Here is a 21,802-nt window from a genome sequence, read left to right on the forward strand (position 1 = left end):
CCCCCGCGCATCCATCGGGAACCTTCCGGTCCATGGTTGCCATACCAAGCGGTTGTAAGGCTGTCCAGATGTCCTTGGCGGAAGCCCGTCCTGCGGAAGGGGACGCCGCGGCACCGCCCATGTCCCGGCCACTCTCCCGGCCCGCTCCCCCAGTGCGATCCCCCGGTGCGATCCCCCGGTGCGATCCCCCGGTGCGATCAGCGGACCGGCCTCTTGCCCTATCGAACGGGTGGTCACTATAGTGCGGCCCGCCAGCCGTTTCCCGCCGCTATCTCCGGTGCCGTCATGCTCGTCCGCCGCTCCGTCCTTGCCGCGCTGGCCCTGATCGCCGGGCTCGGCATGGCTCCGGGCAACGCCGCGGAAGGCCGCAAGGATCCGACCCATGCGTCCGGTCTGCCGATCCCGCGTTTCGTCACCCTGCGCTTCGGCGAGATCAACCTGCGCTCGGGTCCCAACGGCAACTATCCCATCGAATGGGTCTTCACGCGCAAGGACATGCCGGTGGAGATCATCCAGGAATTCGACACCTGGCGCCGCATCCGCGACTGGGAAGGGGCGGAGGGCTGGGTCCACCAGAGCGCCCTGTCCGGCCGGCGCGGCATCCTGACCACCGGCCAGACCCGCATGCTGTACGACGCGCCGCGTGCCGACAGCGCGGTGGTGGCGCGGGCCGAGCCCGGCGTCATCGGTTCGCTGAAGAAGTGCCGCGACGACTGGTGCGAGGTCGAGCTGAAGGGCTATCGCGGCTGGATGAAGCGCGGCGATTTCTGGGGGACCTATCCCGGCGAGAAGATCGACTGAGACTCCGGCCGGGACGCCGGCCGGGCCGGGGATCGCTGCGCGGATCGGGCCGGAGATACGGCTTTCGGCGGGCGGGGGCTTGAAGGAGGGCGGGAAAGGCCGTACGGTCGCGGCCTTACCTTTCTCTACTGCAAGAGCAGTCCCATGAGCGGCGCGTCCGGCAAACAGATCAAGAAAGTGGTGCTCGCCTATTCGGGCGGCCTCGACACCTCGGTCATCCTGAAGTGGCTGCAGGAAACCTATTCCTGCGAGGTGGTGACCTTCACCGCCGACCTCGGCCAGGGCGAGGAGCTGGAGCCCGCCCGCAAGAAGGCCGAGCTTCTGGGCATCAAGCCGGAAAACATCTTCATCGACGACCTGCGCGAAGAGTTCGTGCGGGACTTCGTCTTCCCGATGTTCCGCGCCAACACGCTCTACGAGGGCACCTACCTGCTCGGCACCTCGATCGCCCGGCCGCTGATCGCCAAGCGCCAGATCGAGATCGCCAACCTCGTCGGCGCCGACGCCGTCGCCCACGGCGCCACCGGCAAGGGCAACGACCAGGTCCGCTTCGAGCTGGGCTACTACGCGCTGAAGCCCGACATCACCGTCATCGCGCCGTGGCGCGAGTGGAGCCTGAACAGCCGCACCACGCTGCTGGACTACGCCGAGAAGAACCAGATCCCGATCGCCAAGGACAAGCGCGGCGAAGCACCCTATTCCACCGACGCCAACCTCCTGCACATCTCCTACGAGGGCAAGGCGCTGGAGGATCCGTGGGTCGAGCCGGACGAGGACATGTACACCCGCTCCGTCGCCCCGGAGAAGGCGCCGGACAGCCCGACCTACATCGAGGTGGAGTTCAAGAACGGTGACGCGGTCGCCATCGACGGCAAGGCGCTGTCGCCGGCAGCCCTGCTGACCGAGCTGAACCGCCTGGGCGGCGAGAACGGCATCGGCCGCCTCGACCTGGTCGAGAACCGCTATGTCGGCATGAAGTCGCGCGGCGTCTACGAGACGCCGGGCGGCAGCATCCTGCTGGTCGCCCACCGTGCGATGGAGAGCATCACGCTGGACCGCGGTGCCGGGCACCTGAAGGACGAGCTGATGCCGCGCTACGCAGAGCTGATCTATTGCGGCTACTGGTGGAGCCCGGAGCGTCTGGCGATCCAGGCGCTGATCGACCAGACCCAGTCGCTGGTCAACGGCACGGTGCGGCTGAAGCTGTTCAAGGGCAACGTCACGGTCGTCGGCCGCAAGTCGCCCAACTCGCTCTACCGCATGGACTACGTCACCTTTGAGCAGGACAGCGTCTACAACCAGAAGGACGCGGAAGGCTTCATCAAGCTGAACGCGCTCCGCCTGCGCCTGGGCGCGATGGCCAAGCAGAAGATCGGGTAATCTGCCGGGAAGGCGGGAGGGCGATGCCCTCCCGCCGATCATGCCGGCCCATCGCCTCCGCCGCCGTCCGCCGCCTTGCGGGCGACGGACGGCGGCAGGGGTCATTTTCCGCCCGCGGCGACCAGCTTGTCGACCGCGCCGAGCGCGAACTTCAAGACCGCCTCGTCGGCCAGCTTGCCCTCCTTCACCTTTTCGCCGACCATGCCGATGACCACCTGCGCACCGCCGACCAGCTTGGCGGAAACCGCCAGGAGGGTGTCGTTCACCTGCTGGTGCGCGCGCACGCCGCCGGTGAAGGCGGGGGAGTTGGAGATCACCAGCACCGGCTTGCCGATCAGCGCCGACTTGCCGTAGGGGCGCGAGGCCCAGTCCAGCGCGTTCTTCAGCACGCCCGGCATGCCGTAATTGTATTCCGGCGTGACGATGACGACGCCGTCGGCGTCGGCGATCGCCTGGCGCAGGGCCTGGACCTCCGCCGGCCCGTCGGGCGTATCGAGATCCTGGTCGTACAGCGGCAGGCGGAGGTCGCGGATCTCCATGCCGATGCCGGCGGGCAGGGCATCCCGGAGCCCCTGCAGCACGGCAAGCGAGTTGGAGTTGCGGCGCAGGCTGCCGGGCAGGCCCAGCAGCTTGGCGCGCGGCGTTGCATCGGTCATGAAGCGGTTGCCTTTCTTACTTGCTCGGGTGGGACGGGCCGCTGCCGGCCCCGGTCCTGGCGATGGCGGCGGCGATCTCGTCGAGATCCTCCGCCGTCAGGGTCAGGGTGGCCGCGTCCAGCCAGCCATCAACTTGGTCCGGCGTGCGGGCGCCGACAATGGCTCCGGTCACGGCGGGCCAGGACAGGACCCAGGCCACCGCCACCGCGGCGATGCTGGTGCCGTGACGCTCCGCCACCGGAGCCAGGGACTGGGCCAGCGCCAGGTTGCGCTCCAGTGCTTCACCCTTGAAGTTGGCGTTGGTCGAGCGCCAGTCGTCGGCCGGCAGCGCCTTCGCCCGTTCCGCCGTGAAGCGGCCGGTCAGCAGGCCCGCCTGCATGGGGCTGTAGACGATGACGCCGGTCCGGTGCTCCAGGCACCAGGGCAGTTCCGACCCAGCGACGTCGCGGCGGATCGCCGAGAAGGGCGGCTGAAGGGTATCGACATGGCCCAGCGCCTCCGCCGACTCCAACTGCGCGGCACTGTGGTTGGACAGGCCGACGGCCCTGACCTTGCCTTCCTTCTTCAGGTCCAGAAGGGTCTGCCAGTATTCCTCGATGGCGTCGTTCTCGGCCGGCCAGTGCATCTGGTAGAGGTCTATGCGCTCGACGCCCAGCCGCTTCAGCGACGCGTCCAGTTCGCGACGGATGCTGTCGGCCTTGCCGATGCGGCGCGGCATCGCCTTACGGTCGGCCTCGTCCCACACCAGGCCGCACTTGGTGAAGACGTAGGGACGTTCCGCCTCGGGGATCTCGGCGAGCGCGCGGCGCACGATCTCCTCGGAATGGCCGAGGCCGTACACTGCGGCGGTGTCGATCCAGTTGATGCCGCGGTCCACCGCGTGGCGGATGGCGGTGACCGAATGGCTGTCGTCCTGCGCGCCCCAGCCGGCGGCCCAGTCCGGCCCGCCGATCGCCCAGGCGCCGAAGCCGACGCGGGTGATCGACATGTCGGTGGTGCCGAAGCGGCGCGTCGGGAGGCCGGTCTTGCTGACGCCGTTGCTCATGGTTGGTGCTCTCCTGGTTTGGATCCCCGCTGACGGTGCCGGAACGGGACCGGCAGAGCCAGCTTTCCGATTGTTTCCCATGAACTTATCGATTCGCCGGGAAGGTCAATGAACCTTCCGGCCAGGGGGGCTTCATGGAAACCGGCCGCGGAAGCCGTGCACGCAAACCGGCCGGAGCGCGGGCGACGGCCCGGTTACCCCCTATGGCCCATGATCTGCCGATCGAGACCACTGGCCCGGAATTGTGATATATTGGGGACGGTCTGTTGCCGGGACCAATGATTACCTAATTTGGGTGTACGAAAATGTCGAGGGTCGGACCCATCCGGGTCTGGTGACGCAAACGGGGGATTGCATGGCGACGCGGCGGCTGGATCGGGAAGACCACGTCCGGAGATATCTGGCCCAGATGCTGGAGGGCTGGCAGGAGCAGACCGGCCGCGACATGGCGACGGCGATGGCCGACCAGCGGATGCAGCACTGCACCACGCTGCTGATCGACCTGCTGGGCGAAGCCGAACGCGCGGACGAAGCCGCGGCGATCGAGAGCTGACGTTCATGGCCTGACGGTGGAGCCGGACGGCGGCAGGCGGGACCGTCCGCCTGCTGCCTTCCCCTGGCCGCCGTCCGGCTTCACCGTCGGGCGGTTATTGCGGAGCCATGCGGATGGCGCCGTCCAGGCGGATGACGTCGCCGTTCAGCATCTCGTTCTCCACGATGTGCTGGACCAGCCTGGCATACTCCTCCGGCTTGCCGAAGCGCTTGGGGAAGGGCACCGAGGCGGCCAGGCTGTCCTGCACCTCCTGCGGCATGTTCAGCAGCATCGGCGTGCCGATCAGCCCGGGCGCGACCGTCATCACCCGCACGCCGTACCGGGCGAGATCGCGGGCGGCGCAGATGGTCAATGCGACGATGCCGCCCTTGGAGGCGGCGTAGGCGGCCTGGCCGATCTGCCCTTCATAGGCGGCGACCGAAGCGGTGTTGACGACGACGCCGCGCTCGCCGCTGTCCAGCGGCTCCAGCTTTGCCATGTCGGCGGCGGCGAGGCGAAGGATGTTGAAGGTGCCGATCAGGTTCACCTCGATCACCGAGCGGAAATTCTCCAGCGGCATCGGGCCGTCGCGGCCGACGATGCGCTGGGCCGGCGCGATGCCGGCGCAGTTGACCGCGATGCGGGCCGGGCCATGGGCGGAGCGTGCCTGATCGAAGGCCCGCTCGGCCGAAGCGCCGTCGGTGACGTCGCAGACCAGCCCAAGCCCGCCGACCTCGTGCGCGGTCTTCAGCACCGCATCCTCGTTGACGTCGAGCACCGTCACCTTGGCACCGAGCCCGGCCAGATGGCGCGCCGTCGCCGCCCCCATGCCCGAGGCGCCGCCGGTCACGATGGCGGCCAGACCCTGGATGTTCATGGCATCTCCTCCTGATTTGCGGCCGGCCCCGATTCCGGCCGGCTCCAATTTCAACCGACCCTGCATTGAACAGATCGCGGCCGAACTTGTTTAGCAGATGCGCGTTGCCACCACACCCTACCGTATGGTGAGGGGTATGAGGCCGTGTGCTCCGCCACCCGCCGCCAGAAGGTCGAGTTGCCATGGCCGTCCCCTCCGCTCTGCCGCCGTCACTGCAGCGCCCGTTGCCGGTGGTCGCCGATCCCGAACGGGCCGCACGGGACGAGCGGCTGGTCCGCCATCGCTTCTGGGCGAAGCTGCGTGGCAACCTCCACCGCATTCCCTTCCTTGAGGAGGTGCTGGCGGCCTTCTACTGTGCGACCGATCCGGCCACACCGCGGCGGGCCAAGGCGATCCTGCTGGCGGCATTGGCCTATTTCGTGTTGCCGGCCGATGCCGTTCCCGACTGGCTGCTCATCGCCGGCTTCACCGACGATGCGGCGGTGCTCGCCGCGGCGATCCAGACCGTCCGGACCCATCTGACGCCGGCACATTGGGAACGGGCGCGCGAGACCCTCCGGAAGGAGGAGGCAGCCGGCCGGCCTTGATGGCGCCCGGCAGGTGCCGGCAGCCGTCAAGGCCAGCCGGCTGCCGGTCAGGCCATCGCCTCGCGCGGCAGGCGGATGGTGAAGCGTGCGCCGGGTGCGGTGTTCTCCACGCTCAAGGTGGCGTCGAGCTGGTCGGACAGCGTGTGGATCAGCCTCATGCCCAGGCTGCGGCTCTGGCGCCAGTCGAAGCCGGAGGGCAGTCCCACGCCCCGGTCGGCGACGCTCAGCACCAGCATGCCGCCATCCGCGTGCAGCCCGACGGCAATGGTGTTCCTCGAAGCCGCCTCCGCCGTCGCGACGCGCGCACCGCCGGCAGCCGCCGGGGTGGCGACGAGCGGCCGGTAGGCATGCTTGATGGCGTTCATCACCAGTTCGTTGGCGATCAGACCCAACTGCACCGCATGGTCGGTCGGGACCTCCAGCGGTTCGACGGCCAGGTCCAGCCGCCAGCCGCCGCCCTCCGACTGCGCCGATCGCTCCAGTTCGCGGCACAGGTCGGTGAGATAGTCGTGGAAGGGAATGAACTGGACGTCGTCGACCCGGTACAGCAGCCGATGGATGTCGGCGATCGCCTGGACCCGTCGTCCTGCCTCCTGCAGGTGCCCGTGCAGGCGCGCGTCGCCCACCGCCTGTCCCTGCAGGCCGAGCAGGCTGGAGACCACCTGAAGACTGTTCTTGATGCGGTGGTTGACCTCCCGCATCAGCAGGTCCTTCTGGGCCAGCGCCGCGTCGCGCTCGCCGATGGTGCGTTCCAGCGAGGCGGTGCGTTCCAGCACGCGCCGCTCCAGTTCGAGCTGCACCACCCGGGCGCTCTGCGCCTGCCGGAAGGCGAAGAGCGACAGGGCCATCAACGCCAGGGCGGCGGCGGCAGCCAGGCCGGCATAGGGGGCGATCAGGCGCCGCCAGGTCGCCAGGACCGGTGCCAGGTCCAGTTGCACCACCACGTGCGCGGGCCAGCTATCGACCCGGCGGTGGGCGATGATCACCGCGTCGTCGCGCACCACCCCGTCGCCCTGCGGAGCGCGGAGCGCCTGGCGGGCGAACTCGGACAGCGGGGTGGGGTTGGCCGGATCGGCAACCGGTTCGCGCACCAGCACGCTCAGGTCGTCCGCACGGACCAGGATGGTCACCGGCTCGTGCGGCAGGTCCAGGGTCTTGTAGAAGCCGGCCAGATAGGACGGATCGACGGTGACCGACACCATGCCGCGGAAGCTTCCGCCGGGCTCTGACAGCCGGCGGCTGAGCAGGAAGGTCGGCTGGTTGGTGACCCGGCCGATGATGCGCTGGCTGATATGGGGGCGGTCGCCTTCGGTGACCTTGCGGTGGAACAGGAACGCCTCGCGGTCCGAGGCGTCGGAATAGGGGGTTGGGAAAGCCACCGTCGTCAGGCGCAGCAGTCCCGAGGGGTCGTTGAGCCAGACGGCGTCGAGGAAGGGCAGGCGGGCCCGCTGGGCGTTCAGCTTGTCCCACAGCTCGCGCGAGCCGGCGATCTCGTCCCATGGCCGGCCGGCCGACTCCTGCGCCGCATACTCGACCAGCAGGTCGGCGGCATCGAACAGGCGGGCGGCATGCTCGGCCAGCACCCGGACCGCCGCCTGCGCCCGCTCCTGCGCGCCGGTCACCGCCCGTTCGCGGGATTGCACCCCGACCACCACCGTGACGACGGCAAGGAACAGGAATCCGCAGGCCGCCAGCCAGCCGATGGCGGCTTCGAGCCTGGGGTTGTGGAAGGACGGAATACCGTCTGTCGGCAATCTGTCAGAGCGCTGGCCGAGCAGGCGCATGCAATCAACCGTTTCCTGCGCCTTCAGCGTCGAAGGTCGAGTCGACGTCGGGAATCGCGCCATGGTAGCGCAGGATGCCGGGAGCGTAACTCTGTCTTTCGGACGAGCCTCACCCGAATTGGTTGCGGCATGCCGCAAACCGCTGCTTTCCGGTTCCCATTCCCCGGCCGGCCATCCCGGGGAATGGGGGGAATGGAGGGTTTCGGCCGTCAGGCCAGACCGAGGGCGATGACCGCCAGCAGGGCGGCGATCACCCACAGGGCTGCACGGTCGGGACGCCGCCGCCGGTCCCATCCGGCCAGGATCTGGCGGACCGTCTGCGGGTGCAGGCGTACGCCCCCGTCGGCCATGTCACGGGTGACCCGTTCCGCCTCGCGGACCAGGGCGGGCAGGCGGCGGATGGTGGACAGCGCCGCCCCGGCATCGTCGATGAACTGCGCTTCCGGCCCGCGGTTCTCGCGCATCCACTCCTCGATCAGCGGACGCGCCAGTTCCCACATGTTGATGTTGGGGTTCAGCAGGCGTCCGACGCCCTCGGCGGTCAGCATGCTCTTCTGCAGGAGCAGGAGCTGGGGCTGGGTCTCCATCTCGAACTGCTCGGTGACGGCGAAGAGCTGCGCCAGCAGCCGGCCGACCGAGATCTCGTTCAGCGGCTTGTTCTGCAGCGGTTCGCCGATGGCGCGGCAGGCCTGGGTGAACAGCTCGATCGACTGGTGGGGCGGGACGTAGCCGGCTTCGAAATGCACCACGGCGACGCGGCGGTAGTCGCCGGTCAGGAAGCCGATCAGCATGTCGGCGAGATAGTAGCGGGTCGAGCGGTCCAGCCGGCCCATGATGCCGAAATCGACCGCGGTGATCGTCCCCTGTTCATTGATGAACAGGTTGCCGGGATGCAGGTCGGCGTGGAAGAAGCCGTCGCGGAAGACCTGGTTGAAGAACGAGGCGGACGCCATCGCCAGGATCTCGTCGCGGTCGAAGCCGGCCGCCGAGATGCGGGCGGGCTCGTCCACCTTGAAGCCGCGGATGCGCTCCAGGGTCAGCACCCGGGCGCCGGTGCGCTCCCAGTCGATCTTCGGGACGTTGAAGCTCGGATCGCTCTTGAAGTTCGACGCCAGCTCCGAGGCCGCGGCCGCCTCCATCCGCAGATCCATCTCCAGCCGCGAGGTGCGGGCGAAGGTGTCGACCACCTCGCGCAGCCGGAGCCGCTTCAGCCGCGGCAGCACCCATTCGGCCAGGGCCGCCAGCCAATAGAACAGGTCGATGTCGCGTTCGAAGGCGGCGAGGATGCCGGGGCGCAGCACCTTGACCGCGACCTCGTCGCCGTCGGCGGTGACGGCGAAATGCACCTGCGCGATCGAGGCGGCGGCGACCGGCCGGTCGTCGAAGCTCTGGAACAGCGCCTGGACCGGCAGGCCGAACTCGGCCTCGATGATGGCGCGGGCCTGATCGCCCGGGAAGGGCGGCAGCTTGTCCTGCAGCTCCGCCAGGTCGACCGCCATCCGCTCGCCCACCAGGTCGGAGCGGGTGGACAGGAGCTGCCCCAGCTTGATGTAGGTCGGCCCCAGCTCCGCCAGGGCGCGGGCCAGCCGCTGGCCTTCGCGGCCGGGTACGTCCTTGCGGGCAATGCGTCGCCACAGCCAGAGCAGGCCGGGGGCCGTGCCCAGCAGGCTGGTGGGCAGGGCGTCGTGGCGGGCGACCGTCCGGCCGATGACGGCCATCCGGACCAGGTTGCGCAGGATGCGGAACACGGTCGCCTAGATCCGCCAGCCGGAATGGATGGCGGCGATCCCGCCCGTCAGGTTGCGCACGCGCACGGCGCCGAAGCCGGCGGCCTCGATGCGCCTGGCCAGGTCCTCCTGCGGCGGGAAGCGGCGGATGCTCTCCGCCAGATAGCGGTAGCTCCCCTCGTCCTTCGCCACCATGCGCCCCATCACGGGCAGCACCTTGAAGGAGTAGACGTCGTACAGCTCGCGCAGGACCGGCAGGACGACGTGGCTGAACTCCAGGCAATAGAATTTGCCGCCGGGCTTCAGGACGCGGTGGGCCTCCTTGATCGCCTCGTCGATGCGGGTGACGTTGCGCAGGCCGAAGGCGATTGTGTAGGCGTCGACCGACCGCGAGGCCACCGGCAGCCGCTCCGCGTCGCCGACCGTCCATTGCACACCGGACAGGATGTTGCGGTCGATGGCGCGGTCGCGCCCGACCCGGACCATGGCCTCGGTGATGTCGCAGACCACCGCGGCCCCGCCGCCCTTCTTGAGGAAGCGGAAGGCGATGTCGCCGGTGCCGCCCGCCACGTCCAGCAGGGTCATGTCGGGCTTCGGCGCCACCATCTCCATCAGCGTGTCCTTCCACAGCCGATGGATGCCCCCCGACATCAGGTCGTTCATCAGGTCATAGTTGGTCGCGACGCTGTCGAAGACGGCGCGGACCAACCCCGACTTGGCGGACGGATCGACGGGGGTGAAGCCGAACCAGTTGCCTTCGGCGCCCGAGGGGGCGGCACCGGACACGGGCTTCTGCGGATCGGTCTGGGGAGGGGGGGTGGTGTCGCTCATGGCCGGGAACATAGCGCGGGCATGGGGCATGCGCCAGCCGGGGCGTGCGGCATAAGGCACTGCTGCGGCGATTGGCGTATGGCGGCCGGCGAATGGGCGATCGGTCCTGCGGACTCCTTGCGGCGGCGAGGGAAATCCTTGGCGTCGGCAGGGGACGGGCGGAGAAATCCTTGCATCCCGCCGTCCCCGCGCGTATAAGCCCAACCTTCCACGGGCGGCGAGGCCGGGCCGCGAGGCTCAGGGCATGCCCAACCGTCCGCTGGAAATTCCGCCTCATTTCCATCTAGGAAACGAAAATGCCCAAGCTGAAGACGAAGAGCGGCGCCAAGAAGCGCTTCAAGGTGACCGCCACGGGTAAGGTCCGCGCTCAGGCCGCCTACAAGCGCCACTGCCTGGAACAGAAGTCCCCGAACATGAAGCGCAACGCGCGCGGCATGATGACCCTGTGCGACTCCAACGCCCGCACGGTGCTGAAGAACTGGCTGCGCAACGCCTGATCTCGGCACATCTAGAATTCGGAAGGACCTGAACCATGGCTCGTGTTAAGCGCGGCGTCACGACGCACGCCCGTCACCGCAAGATCCTGAAGCTCGCCAAGGGCTACCGGGGTCGCAATTCCAAGAATTTCCGCATTGCGATCGAGAAGGTCGAGAAGGCGCTTCGTTACGCCTACCGCGACCGCCGCAACAAGAAGCGCGATTTCCGCGGCCTGTGGATCCAGCGCATCAACGCCGGCGTCCGCCAGTACGGCCTGACCTACTCGCGCTTCATCAACGGCATCAAGCTGGCCGGCATCGAGATCGACCGCAAGGTCCTGTCCGATCTGGCCGCGCGCGAGCCGGAGGCCTTTAAGACCTTGGTGGACCAGGCCCAGGCCGCGCTCGCCTCCAAGGCCGCCGCGTAACGCGCCTCGCGCTTCCCGCTCTTAGGGAACGCTTGCCGTCACGGCGTCAGTTGTAAGAGAAGGGAGCCGGGCCGCTGGGCCGGCTCCCTTTTTCTTTTTGCACCGATTTCTTCCCCACGCTTGCCGGGAACCGCCATGCTCGACGCGCTGAAAGACGAACTTCTGTCGCAGGTCAACGCCGCCGCCGACCTTCCGGCGCTGGACGAGGTGCGGGTCTCCGCGCTCGGCAAGAAGGGGCGCATCACCGGCTTCATGAAGGAGCTGGGGACCCTCACGCCGGACGAGCGCAAGGAGCGCGGCCAGCAGCTCAACGCGCTGAAGGACGAGATCGCCGCCGCCATCGACGCGCGCAAGGCCGACCTCGCCGCCGCCCACCTGAAGGCACGGCTGGAAACCGAACGGGTCGACGTCACCCTGCCGGTCCGCCCCGAGACGGAAGGGCGCATCCATCCCATCAGCCAGACGATGGACGAGATGGTCGCCATCTTCGCCGAAATGGGCTTCTCGGTCGCCGAAGGGCCGGACATCGAGGATGATTTCCACAACTTCACCGCCCTGAACTTCCCGCCCGGCCACCCGGCGCGCGACATGCACGACACCTTCTATCTGCCCGACGCGCCTTCGGAAAACGGGGCCGATAAGAAGATGCTGCTGCGCACCCACACCAGCCCGGTGCAGGTCCGCACCATGCTGAACAACAAGCCGCCGATCCGCATCATCGCCCCGGGGCGCACCTACCGCTCCGACTACGACATGACCCACACCCCGATGTTCCACCAGATCGAGGGGCTGGTCATCGACGAGGCGACCAACATGGGGCACCTGAAGGGCTGCCTCGTGGAGTTCTGCCGCGCCTTCTTCGACGTGGACGACCTGCCGCTGCGCTTCCGCCCCAGCTTCTTCCCCTTCACCGAACCGTCGGCGGAGGTCGACATCGGCTGCTCGCGCAAGGGCGGCGAGCTGAAGCTGGGCAACTACGGTGACTGGCTGGAGATCCTCGGCTGCGGCATGGTCCACCCGAACGTGCTGGAAGCCTGCGGCATCGACAGCACCCGCTACCAGGGCTTCGCCTTCGGCATGGGGGTGGAGCGCGTCGCCATGCTGAAATACGGCATCCCCGACCTGCGCACCTTCTTCGAAGCCGACCTGCGCTGGCTGAAGCACTACGGCTTCGCCGCCCTCGACATTCCCAACATCGCCCACGGCCTGACGCGCTAAGGAGCCGGATCCATGAAGTTCACGCTGTCCTGGCTGAAGGACCATCTGGAGACCGACGCCTCGCTCGACCAGATCACGGAGAAGCTGACCGCCCTCGGCCTGGAGGTGGAAGGCGTCCATGACCGGTCGAAGGAGCTGGCGCCCTTCCGCGTCGCCCATGTCGTCTCGGCCGAGAAGCACCCGGACGCCGACAAGCTGCGCGTGCTGATGGTCGATACCGGCGCCGGCACCCTGCAGGTCGTCTGCGGCGCTCCCAACGCGCGCGCCGGCATGAAGGGCGTCTTCGCGCCGGAGGGGACCTATGTCCCCGGCTCCGACATCACGCTGAAGAAGGGCGTCATCCGTGGCGTCGAGTCGAACGGCATGATGTGCTCGAAGCGCGAGCTGAAGCTGTCGGACGAGCATGAGGGCATCATCGAGCTGCCGGACGACGCCCCCGTCGGCGCCGGCTTCGCCGACTATGCCGGGCTGAACGATCCGGTCATCGACATCAACCTGACGCCGGACCGCGCCGATTGCGCCGGCGTGCGCGGCATCGCCCGCGACCTCGCCGCTGCCGGCATGGGGACGCTGAAGCCGCTGACCGCCGGGCATCTCGACACCACCCCGGTCGAAGGCCGCTTCGCCAGCCCGATCGGCGTGTCGATCACGGTACCGGAGGCCTGTCCGCTGTTCGTCGGCCGCTACATCCGCGGCGTGAAGAATGGTCCGTCGCCGAAGTGGCTGCAGGACAAGCTGGTGTCCATCGGCCTGCGCCCGATCTCGGCGCTGGTCGACATCACCAACTACCTGACCTTCGACGCCGCCCGTCCGCTGCACGTCTTCGACGCCGACGCGGTGAAGGGCGACATCACCGTCCGCATGGCCCGCGAGGGCGAAACGCTGGCGGCGCTGAACGGCAAGGAATACGCGCTGGACGGCGCCATGACCGTCGTGGCCGACGACGAGCGGGCTGAGGCTCTGGCCGGCATCGTCGGCGGCGAGCCGACCGGCTGCACCGAGTCGACGGTCAACGTCTTCGTCGAGGCGGCGCTGTTCGATCCGGTGCGCACGGCGCAGACCGGGCGCCGGCTGGGCATCGACTCGGATGCCCGCTACCGCTTCGAGCGCGGCGTCGATCCGGCAGCGGTCTTCGCCGGCATGGAGCGCGCCACCCGCCTGATTCTGGATCTCTGCGGCGGCGAGCCGTCGGACCTGGTGGTCGCCGGGGCCGAGCCGGACTGGAAGCGCAGCCTGAGCTTGCGTCCGGGCCGCGTCGCCGCGCTCGGCGGCGTCGACCTGCCGCGCGACCGTCAGGAGCGGATCCTGACCGACCTTGGCTTCACCCTGGAGGGCGAGGATGCCGAGGGCCGTCTGGTCGTCGGCGTTCCGTCCTGGCGCGCCGACGTTCAGGGCGAGGCCGATCTGGTCGAGGAGGTGCTGCGCGTCCACGGCTTCGACGCCATTCCGGCGACGCCGCTGCCGCGCGAGACGGTGCTGACCCGCCCGGCCCTGACGCTGAAGCAGCGCCGCGTGGCGCTGGCCAAGCGCACGCTCGCCGCCCGCGGCCTGTCGGAGGCCGTCACCTGGTCCTTCCTGTCCGGTCCGGTCGCCGAGCTGTTCGGCGGCGGCCAGCCCGGCCTGCGGCTGGTCAACCCGATCAGCAGCGACCTCGACGTCATGCGCCCGTCGATCCTGCCCAACCTGATCCAGGCCGCCGGCCGCAACGCCGACCGCGGCTATGCCGACGTCCGCCTGTTCGAGGTCGGGGCGGCTTTCCGCACGCCGGCGCCCGACGGGCAGGACAGCGTCGCCGCCGGCATCCGCGCCGGTGCGGCAGTGCCGCGCCACTGGGCGGAGAAGGCCCGCGGTGTCGACGTGTTCGACGCCAAGGCCGATGCGCTGGTGGTTCTGGAGGCGGTCGGCGCCCCGGCCGGCAACCTGCAGGTCACCACCGATGCGCCGGGCTGGTACCATCCCGGCCGCTCCGGCGTGCTGCGGCTCGGCCCCACGGTGATGGCCCGCTTCGGCGAGATTCACCCCTCGGTGCTGGAGACGCTGGGTGTCAAGGGGCCGGTGGTCGGCTTCGAGGTGATGCTGGACGCCGTGCCGCTGCCCAAGAAGAAGGGCGGCACCGCCAAGCCGATGGTCCAGCTCTCGTCCTTCCAGCCGGTCGAGCGCGATTTCGCCTTCGTCCTCGACCGCAAGGTGGAGACCGACAAGATCCTCCGCGCGGTGAAGGGCGCCGACAAGGCGCTGGTCAAGGACGTCACGGTTTTCGACGTCTATGAGGGGCCGGGTGTCGGCGAGGGCCGCAAGTCGGTCGCCGTGTCGGTCACCTACCAGCCGACCAGCGCGACGCTGACGGACGAGGCGATCGAAGCGGTCGGCCAGAAGATCGTCGCGGCGGTGGCCAAGGCGACCGGAGGCACCCTGCGCGGGTGATGCCTGCCCGCCAAGGTTGAACAGCCTGCCGATTGAAGAAACGCCCCCGCTTCCGCGGGGGCGTTTTCGTTTCGACGCCAAACAACAGGTGTACCCGCGAATTCAACCGGTTGCACATACGAGCATATGATGAATCGCTGATTGAAGGCGTGAGATTGCATCAGCTAAGGGAAAACCCTATTGCCTTGTATTACGGCTAAATGCTGCGCAGAGATGCATGGACCTATGGAAAATCCGGAAGTCAAATTTATCTGTATCCGATAAGCCTGCGGTTTCATCAATGTCACGGTTAAGGCACAGGCCAAGCTTGTGTTGCCTTGGTGTTTTCGGACGGGATTGGATTGCACTGAAGGGAGCAGGGGAGGCAAATGGCTGCATCGGGGAGCGACCGGACAATCGAAAGTAAGTCCAGCAAACCACTCGTCATTGTGGTCGACGACGACCGTTCCATCGTGGAAGGGCTGACGATCCTGCTGGACGGATGGGGATACGAGACCGTGACAGCCTTGAGCGCGGCCGCACTGGAGCAGCAGCTCCCCGGCCTTGCCCGGACCCCGAACCTGATCATCGCCGACCATTACCTGCCGGCCGGCCGGACCGGGCGCGAGGTGGTGGAACTGCTGCGCAGCCGCACCGGCGTGGAGATCCCGGCGATCATCCTGACCGGGGACAGCACCGCCGCCCGCCGGGACGAAGCCGAACTGCTGGGATGCCAGCTCCTGCTGAAGCCGGTGCAGGTCGGTCCCCTGCGCGAGGCGGTGGAGTCGCTCTCCCGCCGCTGACGGCGGCCTTACCGGCCGAGTCCCTCGATTTCCGGCAGGGCCGCCAGGAAGGCATCGACCACCGTCGGGTCGAAGCGCAGACCGCCCAGCCGCCTGATTTCCGCCACCGCAGCCTCGTGTCCCAATGCCGTCCGGTAGGGACGGTCGCGCGTCATCGCGTCATAGGCGTCGGCGACCGCGACGATGCGGGCGCACAGCGGAATGGCGGGGCCGCTGCGGCCGTCGGGATAGCCGCTGCCGTCCCAGTTCTCATGATGCGAGCGTGCCACCGTGGCGCCGAGATGAAGATGGCTCGGCCCCTCGGCCAGATGGCTCGCCTGCGACAGCAAGGCGGCGCCCGCGACCGTGTGGACCTGCATCGCCGCGCGTTCGGCGTCGTCGAGCGGACCCGGCTTGGCGAGGATCGCCGGGCTGACCACGGCGTTGCCGATGTCATGGAGGATGGCGGCCAGCCCGATGATCTCCAGTGACGTTTCGTCCAGCGACTCGGGAAAATGCCCGTCGGCATGCAGGCGGCGGGCGATGCATTCGGTCAGCGCGGCGAGGTGCAGCGACCGGCTGAGGCGCGCGGTCCCCTGATCGCCGCCCCTGGCGTCCGCCGGCTGCGGTTCGGCAGCCGACAGGGCGCCCGGCAAGGCAGGCTGGCCACCCTCGACGAGGTCGGCCAGGGCAGCCAGCGTGCCCTGCTGGACGCGGTGGAGCTGCTCGTAATGGTGCAGGTTGTCGAACCCGACCGAGATCTTGCCGCAGAACAGCTCGATCAGCCGGCGGTCGAGGTCCGAGAGGGGGCGGCCGGAGCGCAGGTAGACCACCGTCTCGCGGCCGTTGGGCGTGCGGATGTAGAGCGTGCAGTGGTCGGCGGCATACTGGTGCGCCCGCCGCTCCAGGCAGGCGGTCACCGCGTCGAGGACCGGCGCCTCGACATGGCCGGCGGCGAGTTCGTCGATCAGCGCCTCGAACCGTCCGGAGCCGGCGAGCACGTAGAGGCCGTCGTGGTCGGCGACGCCGCCGGGGCCGGGGTCAGGGCCGCGATCAGGGCCGGGATCGGGGCGGGGGCCGCCGCGTCCCCCCCGCTGCACGCAGAGGATGGCGTCCGGCCCGACCCCGAGCAGTCCGGAAAGCTGGGTCAGGACGCCGGCGGCGAACAGCTTCATCGAGCGGGTGCGGAACAGCGACGACGACGCCTCGATGATCTTCTCCAGCCCGCGGCGGTTGGCGTCGATCGCCACGATGTCCTCGTAGGAGCGCAGCGCCGCGACGGTGCTGGTGAAGAGCTGCTGGGCGGTGAGCTGGGTCTTCGCCTTGTAGTCGTTGATGTCGTAATCGAGGATCACCGCCCGTTCCGGCGCCTGCCCCGGCTGGCCGGTGCGCAGGATGATGCGGACATGGCGGTTGCCGAGCTCCTCGCGGATGTGGTGGACGAGTTGCAGGCCGGCATCCTCGGTCTCCATCACCACGTCGAGCAGGATCAGCGCGATGTCGCTCTCGCGCGCCAGGATCGCCTGCGCCTCCGCCGCCGAATGGGCGGACAGGAAGCGCGCGCGCCGGCCCTTGAAGGCGAAATCCGACAGGACGAGCTTGGTGATCGCATGCACCTCCGGCTCGTCGTCGACGATCAGCATGGTCCATCGGCTGCCGGGCGGCCCATGGTCGGCCGCCCCGCCTGCGTCGTTCCCGCCGGATTCATCCCCACCGGACTCATCAAGGAACACCAGCTCCTCGTCCTCGGGAGGTGGGGTGGCGGGGGTGGTGCCTGGATCAGGGTCGGTCATGGCGCGTCGGCCTCGAAGCGGGGACAGCCATCAGAACGTATCCAGCTCGATCACCGTACAATCGAGTCCGCGTTGCGCCAGCGTGCCGCAGGCGTTGTCGACCTGCAAGCGGGTGAAGGGGGCAACGCCCACGTCGTACAGCAGGCGTCCCCGGCGGAAGACCGGCCAGACCATCGGCGGCAGGTCGCGGTAGGTGCTGCCGGGGCCGGCGGTGAACTCCTTCCAGGCGCGCAGCCCTTCGCCGTAGCTGACATACTCGCCGAGCTTGATGCCGTAGAGCATCCCCGGCTCCACCGGCGGCATGCCCGGCAGCGGATAGGCGGCGGCCACCCCGACGAGGTCGCGGATCGGCGCCAGGGCGTGCGTCCCGGCGGGGAGCGCCAGCGTCGCCTGCCCGTCGGCGGCGCCGAGCAGCCCGACCACGTCGCCCGTGCGCAGGGTGAAGGACCGGCGCTTGCGGTTGCTCAACACCTCGGTGGCGGTTATCGGGGCGGCGGCGACGACATAGCCTTCCGCCGGGCTGCGGGCCGCCTTGTCCCAGGCCTCGCGCGGCACGACGGCGGCGCTGCGGTGGGGAGCGGCGGTGTCCGGCCGCTGGGCCGCCGGGGACGGCGCTGCCGGCGGTGACGCCTGGCCGCCGCCCGAGGCCGGCTTGGCGGGCGGGCGGGGACCCTCGCCGCCGACCGCCGGGCGCCCGGTCACCATCAGCGCCGGGTCCAGTGAGTCGGCGGGGACGTAGCCGATGGGCTTGCCGCCGATCGCCACCTCCGTCCAGGCGGTGCCGCGCGGGGTGCCGAGGGCGTTCAGCGCCTTGCCCTGCTTCAGCGTCATGACGATGCGCGCATCCTCGCCGGGACCGATCCGCACCTCGATGTCGCGGTTCAGCACGACCTCGCCGGTCAGGGGCGCACCGATGGCGACCGGGCTCTGCGCGCGCGCCGGCGCAGGGCAGAGCGCGCCGGACGCCGCGGCCCACAGCACGCCGCCCGCAAGCAGCAGCCTGCGGAGCCGGGAGGCGCGGGGGAGGGGAGCCGCCCGCACCGTCATGCCACCCTCCCGACAGCGCCGACAGCGGTGCCTGCGGCGGGAGCGGGCGGCCTGCCACCCAGCATCTGGCGGCCGACGAGATCGTGGATGGCGTCGGCCAGCAGCCGCACCGGCTTGGGCGCCTCGCCGCGGGCGCGGTGCAGGGCGATGTCGATGTCCGGCAGGTCGGGGAAGCCCTCCGCCGCACCGATGCGGCGCAGGCCGGCCGGCACGGTGCAGCACTCCATCGCCGTCACCCCAAGCCCGCCCATCACCGCGCCGTGCACGGCGACGACGCTCTTGCTGGTGAAGGCGACCCGCCAGTCGCGCCCCATCGTGTCGAGCGCGGCAACCGCGAGGTCGCGGACGACGCAGCCCTTGGGGAACAGGGCGAGCGGCAGCGGGTCCAGGCGTTCCACCGGCCGGTGGCCCGGCGGCGGCGCGGGATCGAGCGGCGGCGCCACCCAGGCCACCGGCTCCCGTCGTACCAGCTCGCCCGCCGTGTCGCCGGCCCGGCGGGTGACCAGGGCGAGGTCGTAGCGGCCGCGGTCGATCTCCGCCACCAAGTCGGGGCTGTTGTCGCACACCACCTCGACCATCACCTCCGGGTAGGCGGCGTTGAAGCGGGCCAGCACCTCCGGCAGCAGCATGGTGGCGTAGTCGTCGGGGGTGCCGATGCGCACGCTGGCCACCGTCGGGCTGCGGCGCATCAGCGCCAGCACCTCGTCGTTCAGCGTCAGCATGCGGCGGGCGTAGGCCAGCAGCACCTCGCCGTCGCGGGTCACGCGCACGCCGTGGGTGTCGCGCTCGAACACGCGCTTGCCGACCGTTTCCTCCAGGCGGCGGACCTGCTGGCTGACCGCCGCCTGGGTGCGGCCCAGCGTCTCGCCGGCGCGGGTGAAGCTGGCATGCTCGGCGACGGCGACGAAGGCGCGCAGCAGGTCGGTATCAAGGTTGGCGGGCATGTCGGGGAACCGGGGGTGGGGCGGGAATGCGGCGGTCCGGCGCGGCGGGCGGGCGCGAGTGGAACATTTGAAACCGGGTGGAACGCCGTTGCGCGCCTGTTCCAGCGTTCCATCCGGGAGCGGGTCGCCGGTGTCGGGGCGGGCGAGGGGACATGCGTGACCTTCCGCGGCCGGGAACGGACCGTTCCTTCCTAGCACGGACACCCGGTGGCGGTAAGGGAGGGCGTGAAACGGGCGGTCCCGACCCATGGTTATCACGAACCGTGATGACCGCATAATGTCTATTCGTTTCCAAGGAATTGAGCGCCACCCCATTGTCGCTTTCCAACCGATCGGGAGCGCGCGTCCATGTCCCTTCTGTCCATCTGGTCCAGCGCCGTGCTTGAGGCCGCAAGGCTGGAGCCCGTCTCCGCCCCGCCGCCCAGGGTCCCGGAGCCGCGGCATTTCCGGCTGCCCTACAACCCGCTCGGGCGGCCGGGCGAGGTCGGCCGGCGCCGCCCGCCGGCTTCCGAACCGCTGTTCCGGGACCCGCTGTTCCTTGAGAAGTAGTCCTGCGACGGCCTATCCTGCCGCCGGCGACCGGAAAGACGGGGGAATGGCGATGGCGCGGGTCTATGTGCTGTACACCGGGGGCACCATCGGGTGCGTGACCAACGACCGGGGCGTGCTCTCCCCGGTTGCGGGTCCGGAGTTCGAACAGCGGGTGATGTCGATGCCGGGCCTGTCCGGCCACGGGGTGGCAGGGTATCCGCAGCTCGGCTGGACGATGGGCTGGTTCGACCGCACGCTCGACAGCTCCAACATGACGCCGGCGGACTGGATCGCCATCGCCCGGCGCCTGCTGGAAGTCTACGACCAGTATGACGGCTTCGTGGTGCTGCACGGCACCGACAGCATGGCCTACAGCGCCTCGGCCCTCTCCTTCCTGCTGCCCGGCCTGTCGAAGCCGGTGGTGTTCAGCGGGTCGCAGATCCCGCTGTCCTTCACGCTGAGCGACGCACCGGCCAACCTTATCGGCGCCATCGTGGTTGCCGGAACCCTGCCGGTGCCCGAGGCCTGCGTCTATTTCGATACCAAGCTGCTGCGCGGCAACCGTGCCTCGAAGGTCGACGCCAACCGCTATGCCGGCTTCGACTCGCCGAACCTCCCGCCGCTCGCCACCATCGGCAGCGTGGTCGCCCGCAACGAGGCGCTGTGGCTGCCGATGCCGGGCGCCGACACGTCGTTGACCGAGCCGGGCAATCGCGCCCGCCGGCTGGCCGCGCTGGAGGCGGCAGCGGCGGCGGTCGCCGATCTGTCCGTGGTGATGCTGTGGCTCTACCCCGGCATCCGCGGCAGCACGGTGTCGGCGATGCTGACCGGCACCAGCCCGGCGCCCAGGGGGGTGGTGTTGCTGGCCTTCGGCGAGGGCAACGGCCCGACCGACCGGGAGTTCCTCGACGCGCTGTCGGCGGCGGTGAAGGCTGGCATGGTGGTGATGGACAACACCCAGGTGCAGCGCGGCGCGGTCCTGCCCGGCGCCTATGCCACCGGCCTCGGGGCCATCGGTGCTGTCGGCGCCTACGACATGACGCCGGAGGCCAGCTACGCCAAGCTGGTCTGCCTGCTCGCCGGCGGCCTGGACACCGAAGCGGTCAAGGCGGAGATGCCCAGGCCCTTGGCGGGCGAGCTGACGGTGATCGAGGGCTAGCCCCGCCACGGCCCGGCGGAGGCCAGCACACGGATCCACCACCGGTCGCGGACCGGTCGCTGGCCGGCTGAGGGCCGGCTGAGGGCCGAGCGGTGCCGATCGGTGGTGGATCAGGACATGTCCCGCCTTGCGGGCGTCCGCCTTACTGCCCCAGGCCGGGCTGGTTCGGCGCCATGCCACGGCTCATGGAACCGTCATTCACCGAGCCGTTGCCCATGGAGCCGTTGCCCGTGGAGTTGCGGTTCATCGTGCCGTAGGGCTGCGGGGTGGTGCCCATCGAGCCATTGCCCATCGAGCTGTTTCCCATCGAGCCGCTGCCCATGGCGTTGCCGGTGGCGCTGTTGTCCATCGAGCTGCCGTAGGCGGTGTTGCCCTGGCTGGCATACTGGGCGAGTTGCTGCAACTCGGTCTGGTCATGCATGACGATGATGCGGTTGCCGCGGCGCTCGAAATGCTCCGAGCCCAGCATCACCGGAGCGGAGGCGCCCCGCACGTCGAGCACGGCGACCGGCTGGCCGTCGGTGCCGGTGGTGATGCTCTGGATGGTGCCGGCCACCGGGCCGCCATGGCGATGATAGACCTTCTTGCCGACCAGGGACTGGGTGATCGGCAGGCCGCGGGCACCGGTGTCCATCCGCCCGCTGGCGACCGCCTCGGACCGGCTGGAGCCGCTCTGGGCGTGGCCCGGCACCGCTGCGGCCATCAGCATCAGGGCCGGAACGGCGGCGGCGAGAAACTTGTGCATGTCATCCTCCCGGAATGAACCTCAGACGAAGGGAGCGGCACCTGCCGGCGGAGCTC

The 21,802-nt window shown here is 69.4% G+C and carries 21 protein-coding genes; 11 read left to right on the top strand and 10 right to left on the bottom strand.

The genetic code is table 11. The features are described 5' to 3' along the window. The first annotated feature begins 285 nt into the window (after positions 1-285). The gene (locus tag J2850_RS13115) at positions 286-801 is read left to right on the top strand and encodes an SH3 domain-containing protein (protein WP_209982294.1); all 516 of its coding nucleotides are present in this window, start codon (positions 286-288) and stop codon (positions 799-801) included. 144 nt (positions 802-945) lie between these two features. Then, a complete protein-coding gene (locus tag J2850_RS13120) occupies positions 946-2,181 on the top strand; it encodes an argininosuccinate synthase (protein ID WP_209982296.1) in 1,236 nt (411 codons plus the stop codon). A 101-nt stretch (positions 2,182-2,282) separates the two neighbouring features. Here J2850_RS13120 and J2850_RS13125 read toward each other — a convergent pair whose 3' ends face one another. Continuing rightward, positions 2,283-2,837, bottom strand: a complete 555-nt coding sequence (locus J2850_RS13125) for an NADPH-dependent FMN reductase (protein WP_209982299.1) — start codon at positions 2,835-2,837, stop codon at positions 2,283-2,285. A gap of 16 nt (positions 2,838-2,853) precedes the next feature. After that, complete coding sequence (locus tag J2850_RS13130; RefSeq protein WP_209982300.1) at positions 2,854-3,882, bottom strand: aldo/keto reductase; 1,029 nt, start codon at positions 3,880-3,882, stop codon at positions 2,854-2,856. A gap of 355 nt (positions 3,883-4,237) precedes the next feature. Between J2850_RS13130 and J2850_RS13135 the strand changes: the two genes are divergently transcribed. Then, complete coding sequence (locus J2850_RS13135; protein WP_209982301.1) at positions 4,238-4,435, top strand: hypothetical protein; 198 nt, start codon at positions 4,238-4,240, stop codon at positions 4,433-4,435. Between the two features lie 94 nt (positions 4,436-4,529). On the opposite strand, the gene J2850_RS13140 is transcribed toward J2850_RS13135, so the two are convergent. After that, positions 4,530-5,291, bottom strand: a complete 762-nt coding sequence (locus J2850_RS13140) for an SDR family NAD(P)-dependent oxidoreductase (protein WP_209982303.1) — start codon at positions 5,289-5,291, stop codon at positions 4,530-4,532. A 182-nt stretch (positions 5,292-5,473) separates the two neighbouring features. Between J2850_RS13140 and J2850_RS13145 the strand changes: the two genes are divergently transcribed. Further along, a complete protein-coding gene (locus tag J2850_RS13145) occupies positions 5,474-5,878 on the top strand; it encodes a YkvA family protein (protein ID WP_209982305.1) in 405 nt (134 codons plus the stop codon). Between the two features lie 47 nt (positions 5,879-5,925). On the opposite strand, the gene J2850_RS13150 is transcribed toward J2850_RS13145, so the two are convergent. From J2850_RS13150 to J2850_RS13160, 3 genes are all read right to left on the bottom strand, one after another. After that, positions 5,926-7,632, bottom strand: coding sequence for a sensor histidine kinase (locus J2850_RS13150; RefSeq protein WP_209982307.1), 1,707 nt, complete (start codon positions 7,630-7,632; stop codon positions 5,926-5,928). Between the two features lie 239 nt (positions 7,633-7,871). Continuing rightward, positions 7,872-9,410, bottom strand: coding sequence for a 2-polyprenylphenol 6-hydroxylase (gene ubiB, locus J2850_RS13155; RefSeq protein ID WP_209982309.1), 1,539 nt, complete (start codon positions 9,408-9,410; stop codon positions 7,872-7,874). A gap of 6 nt (positions 9,411-9,416) precedes the next feature. Then, positions 9,417-10,220 (bottom strand): class I SAM-dependent methyltransferase, encoded by an 804-nt coding sequence (locus J2850_RS13160; RefSeq protein WP_246513042.1) that lies wholly within the window; start codon positions 10,218-10,220, stop codon positions 9,417-9,419. 296 nt (positions 10,221-10,516) lie between these two features. On the opposite strand from J2850_RS13160, the gene rpmI reads away from it, so the two are divergent. The 5 genes from rpmI to J2850_RS13185 all read left to right on the top strand — a co-directional run bounded on the left by rpmI (position 10,517) and on the right by J2850_RS13185 (position 15,548). Continuing rightward, positions 10,517-10,717 carry a 50S ribosomal protein L35 gene (gene rpmI / locus J2850_RS13165; RefSeq protein WP_012975158.1) on the top strand — a complete coding sequence of 67 codons (201 nt, stop codon included), beginning with the start codon at positions 10,517-10,519 and terminating at the stop codon, positions 10,715-10,717. 35 nt (positions 10,718-10,752) lie between these two features. Continuing rightward, positions 10,753-11,124: a 50S ribosomal protein L20 gene (gene rplT / locus J2850_RS13170; RefSeq protein ID WP_085555667.1), complete on the top strand. Its 372-nt coding sequence runs from the start codon at positions 10,753-10,755 to the stop codon at positions 11,122-11,124. Between the two features lie 135 nt (positions 11,125-11,259). Continuing rightward, complete coding sequence (gene pheS / locus J2850_RS13175; protein ID WP_209982313.1) at positions 11,260-12,342, top strand: phenylalanine--tRNA ligase subunit alpha; 1,083 nt, start codon at positions 11,260-11,262, stop codon at positions 12,340-12,342. 12 nt (positions 12,343-12,354) lie between these two features. Next, positions 12,355-14,766: a phenylalanine--tRNA ligase subunit beta gene (pheT, locus tag J2850_RS13180; RefSeq protein WP_209982314.1), complete on the top strand. Its 2,412-nt coding sequence runs from the start codon at positions 12,355-12,357 to the stop codon at positions 14,764-14,766. Positions 14,767-15,134: 368 nt separating this feature from the next. After that, positions 15,135-15,548: a response regulator gene (locus J2850_RS13185; protein WP_211113897.1), complete on the top strand. Its 414-nt coding sequence runs from the start codon at positions 15,135-15,137 to the stop codon at positions 15,546-15,548. Positions 15,549-15,556: 8 nt separating this feature from the next. Here the strand turns inward: J2850_RS13185 and J2850_RS13190 are convergent, their stop codons facing one another. The 3 genes from J2850_RS13190 to J2850_RS13200 are packed head-to-tail and all read right to left on the bottom strand — an operon-like array spanning position 15,557 to position 19,311. Continuing rightward, complete coding sequence (locus J2850_RS13190) at positions 15,557-17,320, bottom strand: DUF3369 domain-containing protein (protein WP_209982315.1); 1,764 nt, start codon at positions 17,318-17,320, stop codon at positions 15,557-15,559. A gap of 30 nt (positions 17,321-17,350) precedes the next feature. Further along, complete coding sequence (locus J2850_RS13195) at positions 17,351-18,367, bottom strand: SH3 domain-containing protein (protein ID WP_209982316.1); 1,017 nt, start codon at positions 18,365-18,367, stop codon at positions 17,351-17,353. Then, positions 18,364-19,311: a LysR substrate-binding domain-containing protein gene (locus J2850_RS13200; protein ID WP_209982317.1), complete on the bottom strand. Its 948-nt coding sequence runs from the start codon at positions 19,309-19,311 to the stop codon at positions 18,364-18,366. Before J2850_RS13200 ends, J2850_RS13195 begins: the two co-directional genes overlap by 4 nt. A 348-nt stretch (positions 19,312-19,659) precedes the next feature. Between J2850_RS13200 and J2850_RS13205 the strand changes: the two genes are divergently transcribed. Continuing rightward, positions 19,660-19,860 carry a hypothetical protein gene (locus tag J2850_RS13205; protein ID WP_209982318.1) on the top strand — a complete coding sequence of 67 codons (201 nt, stop codon included), beginning with the start codon at positions 19,660-19,662 and terminating at the stop codon, positions 19,858-19,860. Positions 19,861-19,906: 46 nt separating this feature from the next. Continuing rightward, positions 19,907-21,001: an asparaginase gene (locus tag J2850_RS13210; RefSeq protein WP_246513043.1), complete on the top strand. Its 1,095-nt coding sequence runs from the start codon at positions 19,907-19,909 to the stop codon at positions 20,999-21,001. A gap of 142 nt (positions 21,002-21,143) precedes the next feature. Here J2850_RS13210 and J2850_RS13215 read toward each other — a convergent pair whose 3' ends face one another. Next, a complete protein-coding gene (locus J2850_RS13215; RefSeq protein ID WP_209982319.1) occupies positions 21,144-21,746 on the bottom strand; it encodes a hypothetical protein in 603 nt (200 codons plus the stop codon). Positions 21,747-21,802: the final 56 nt, after the last annotated feature.

The organism is Azospirillum picis (assembly GCF_017876115.1).
In the GTDB taxonomy this organism is placed as follows: Bacteria; Pseudomonadota; Alphaproteobacteria; order Azospirillales; family Azospirillaceae; genus Azospirillum; species Azospirillum picis.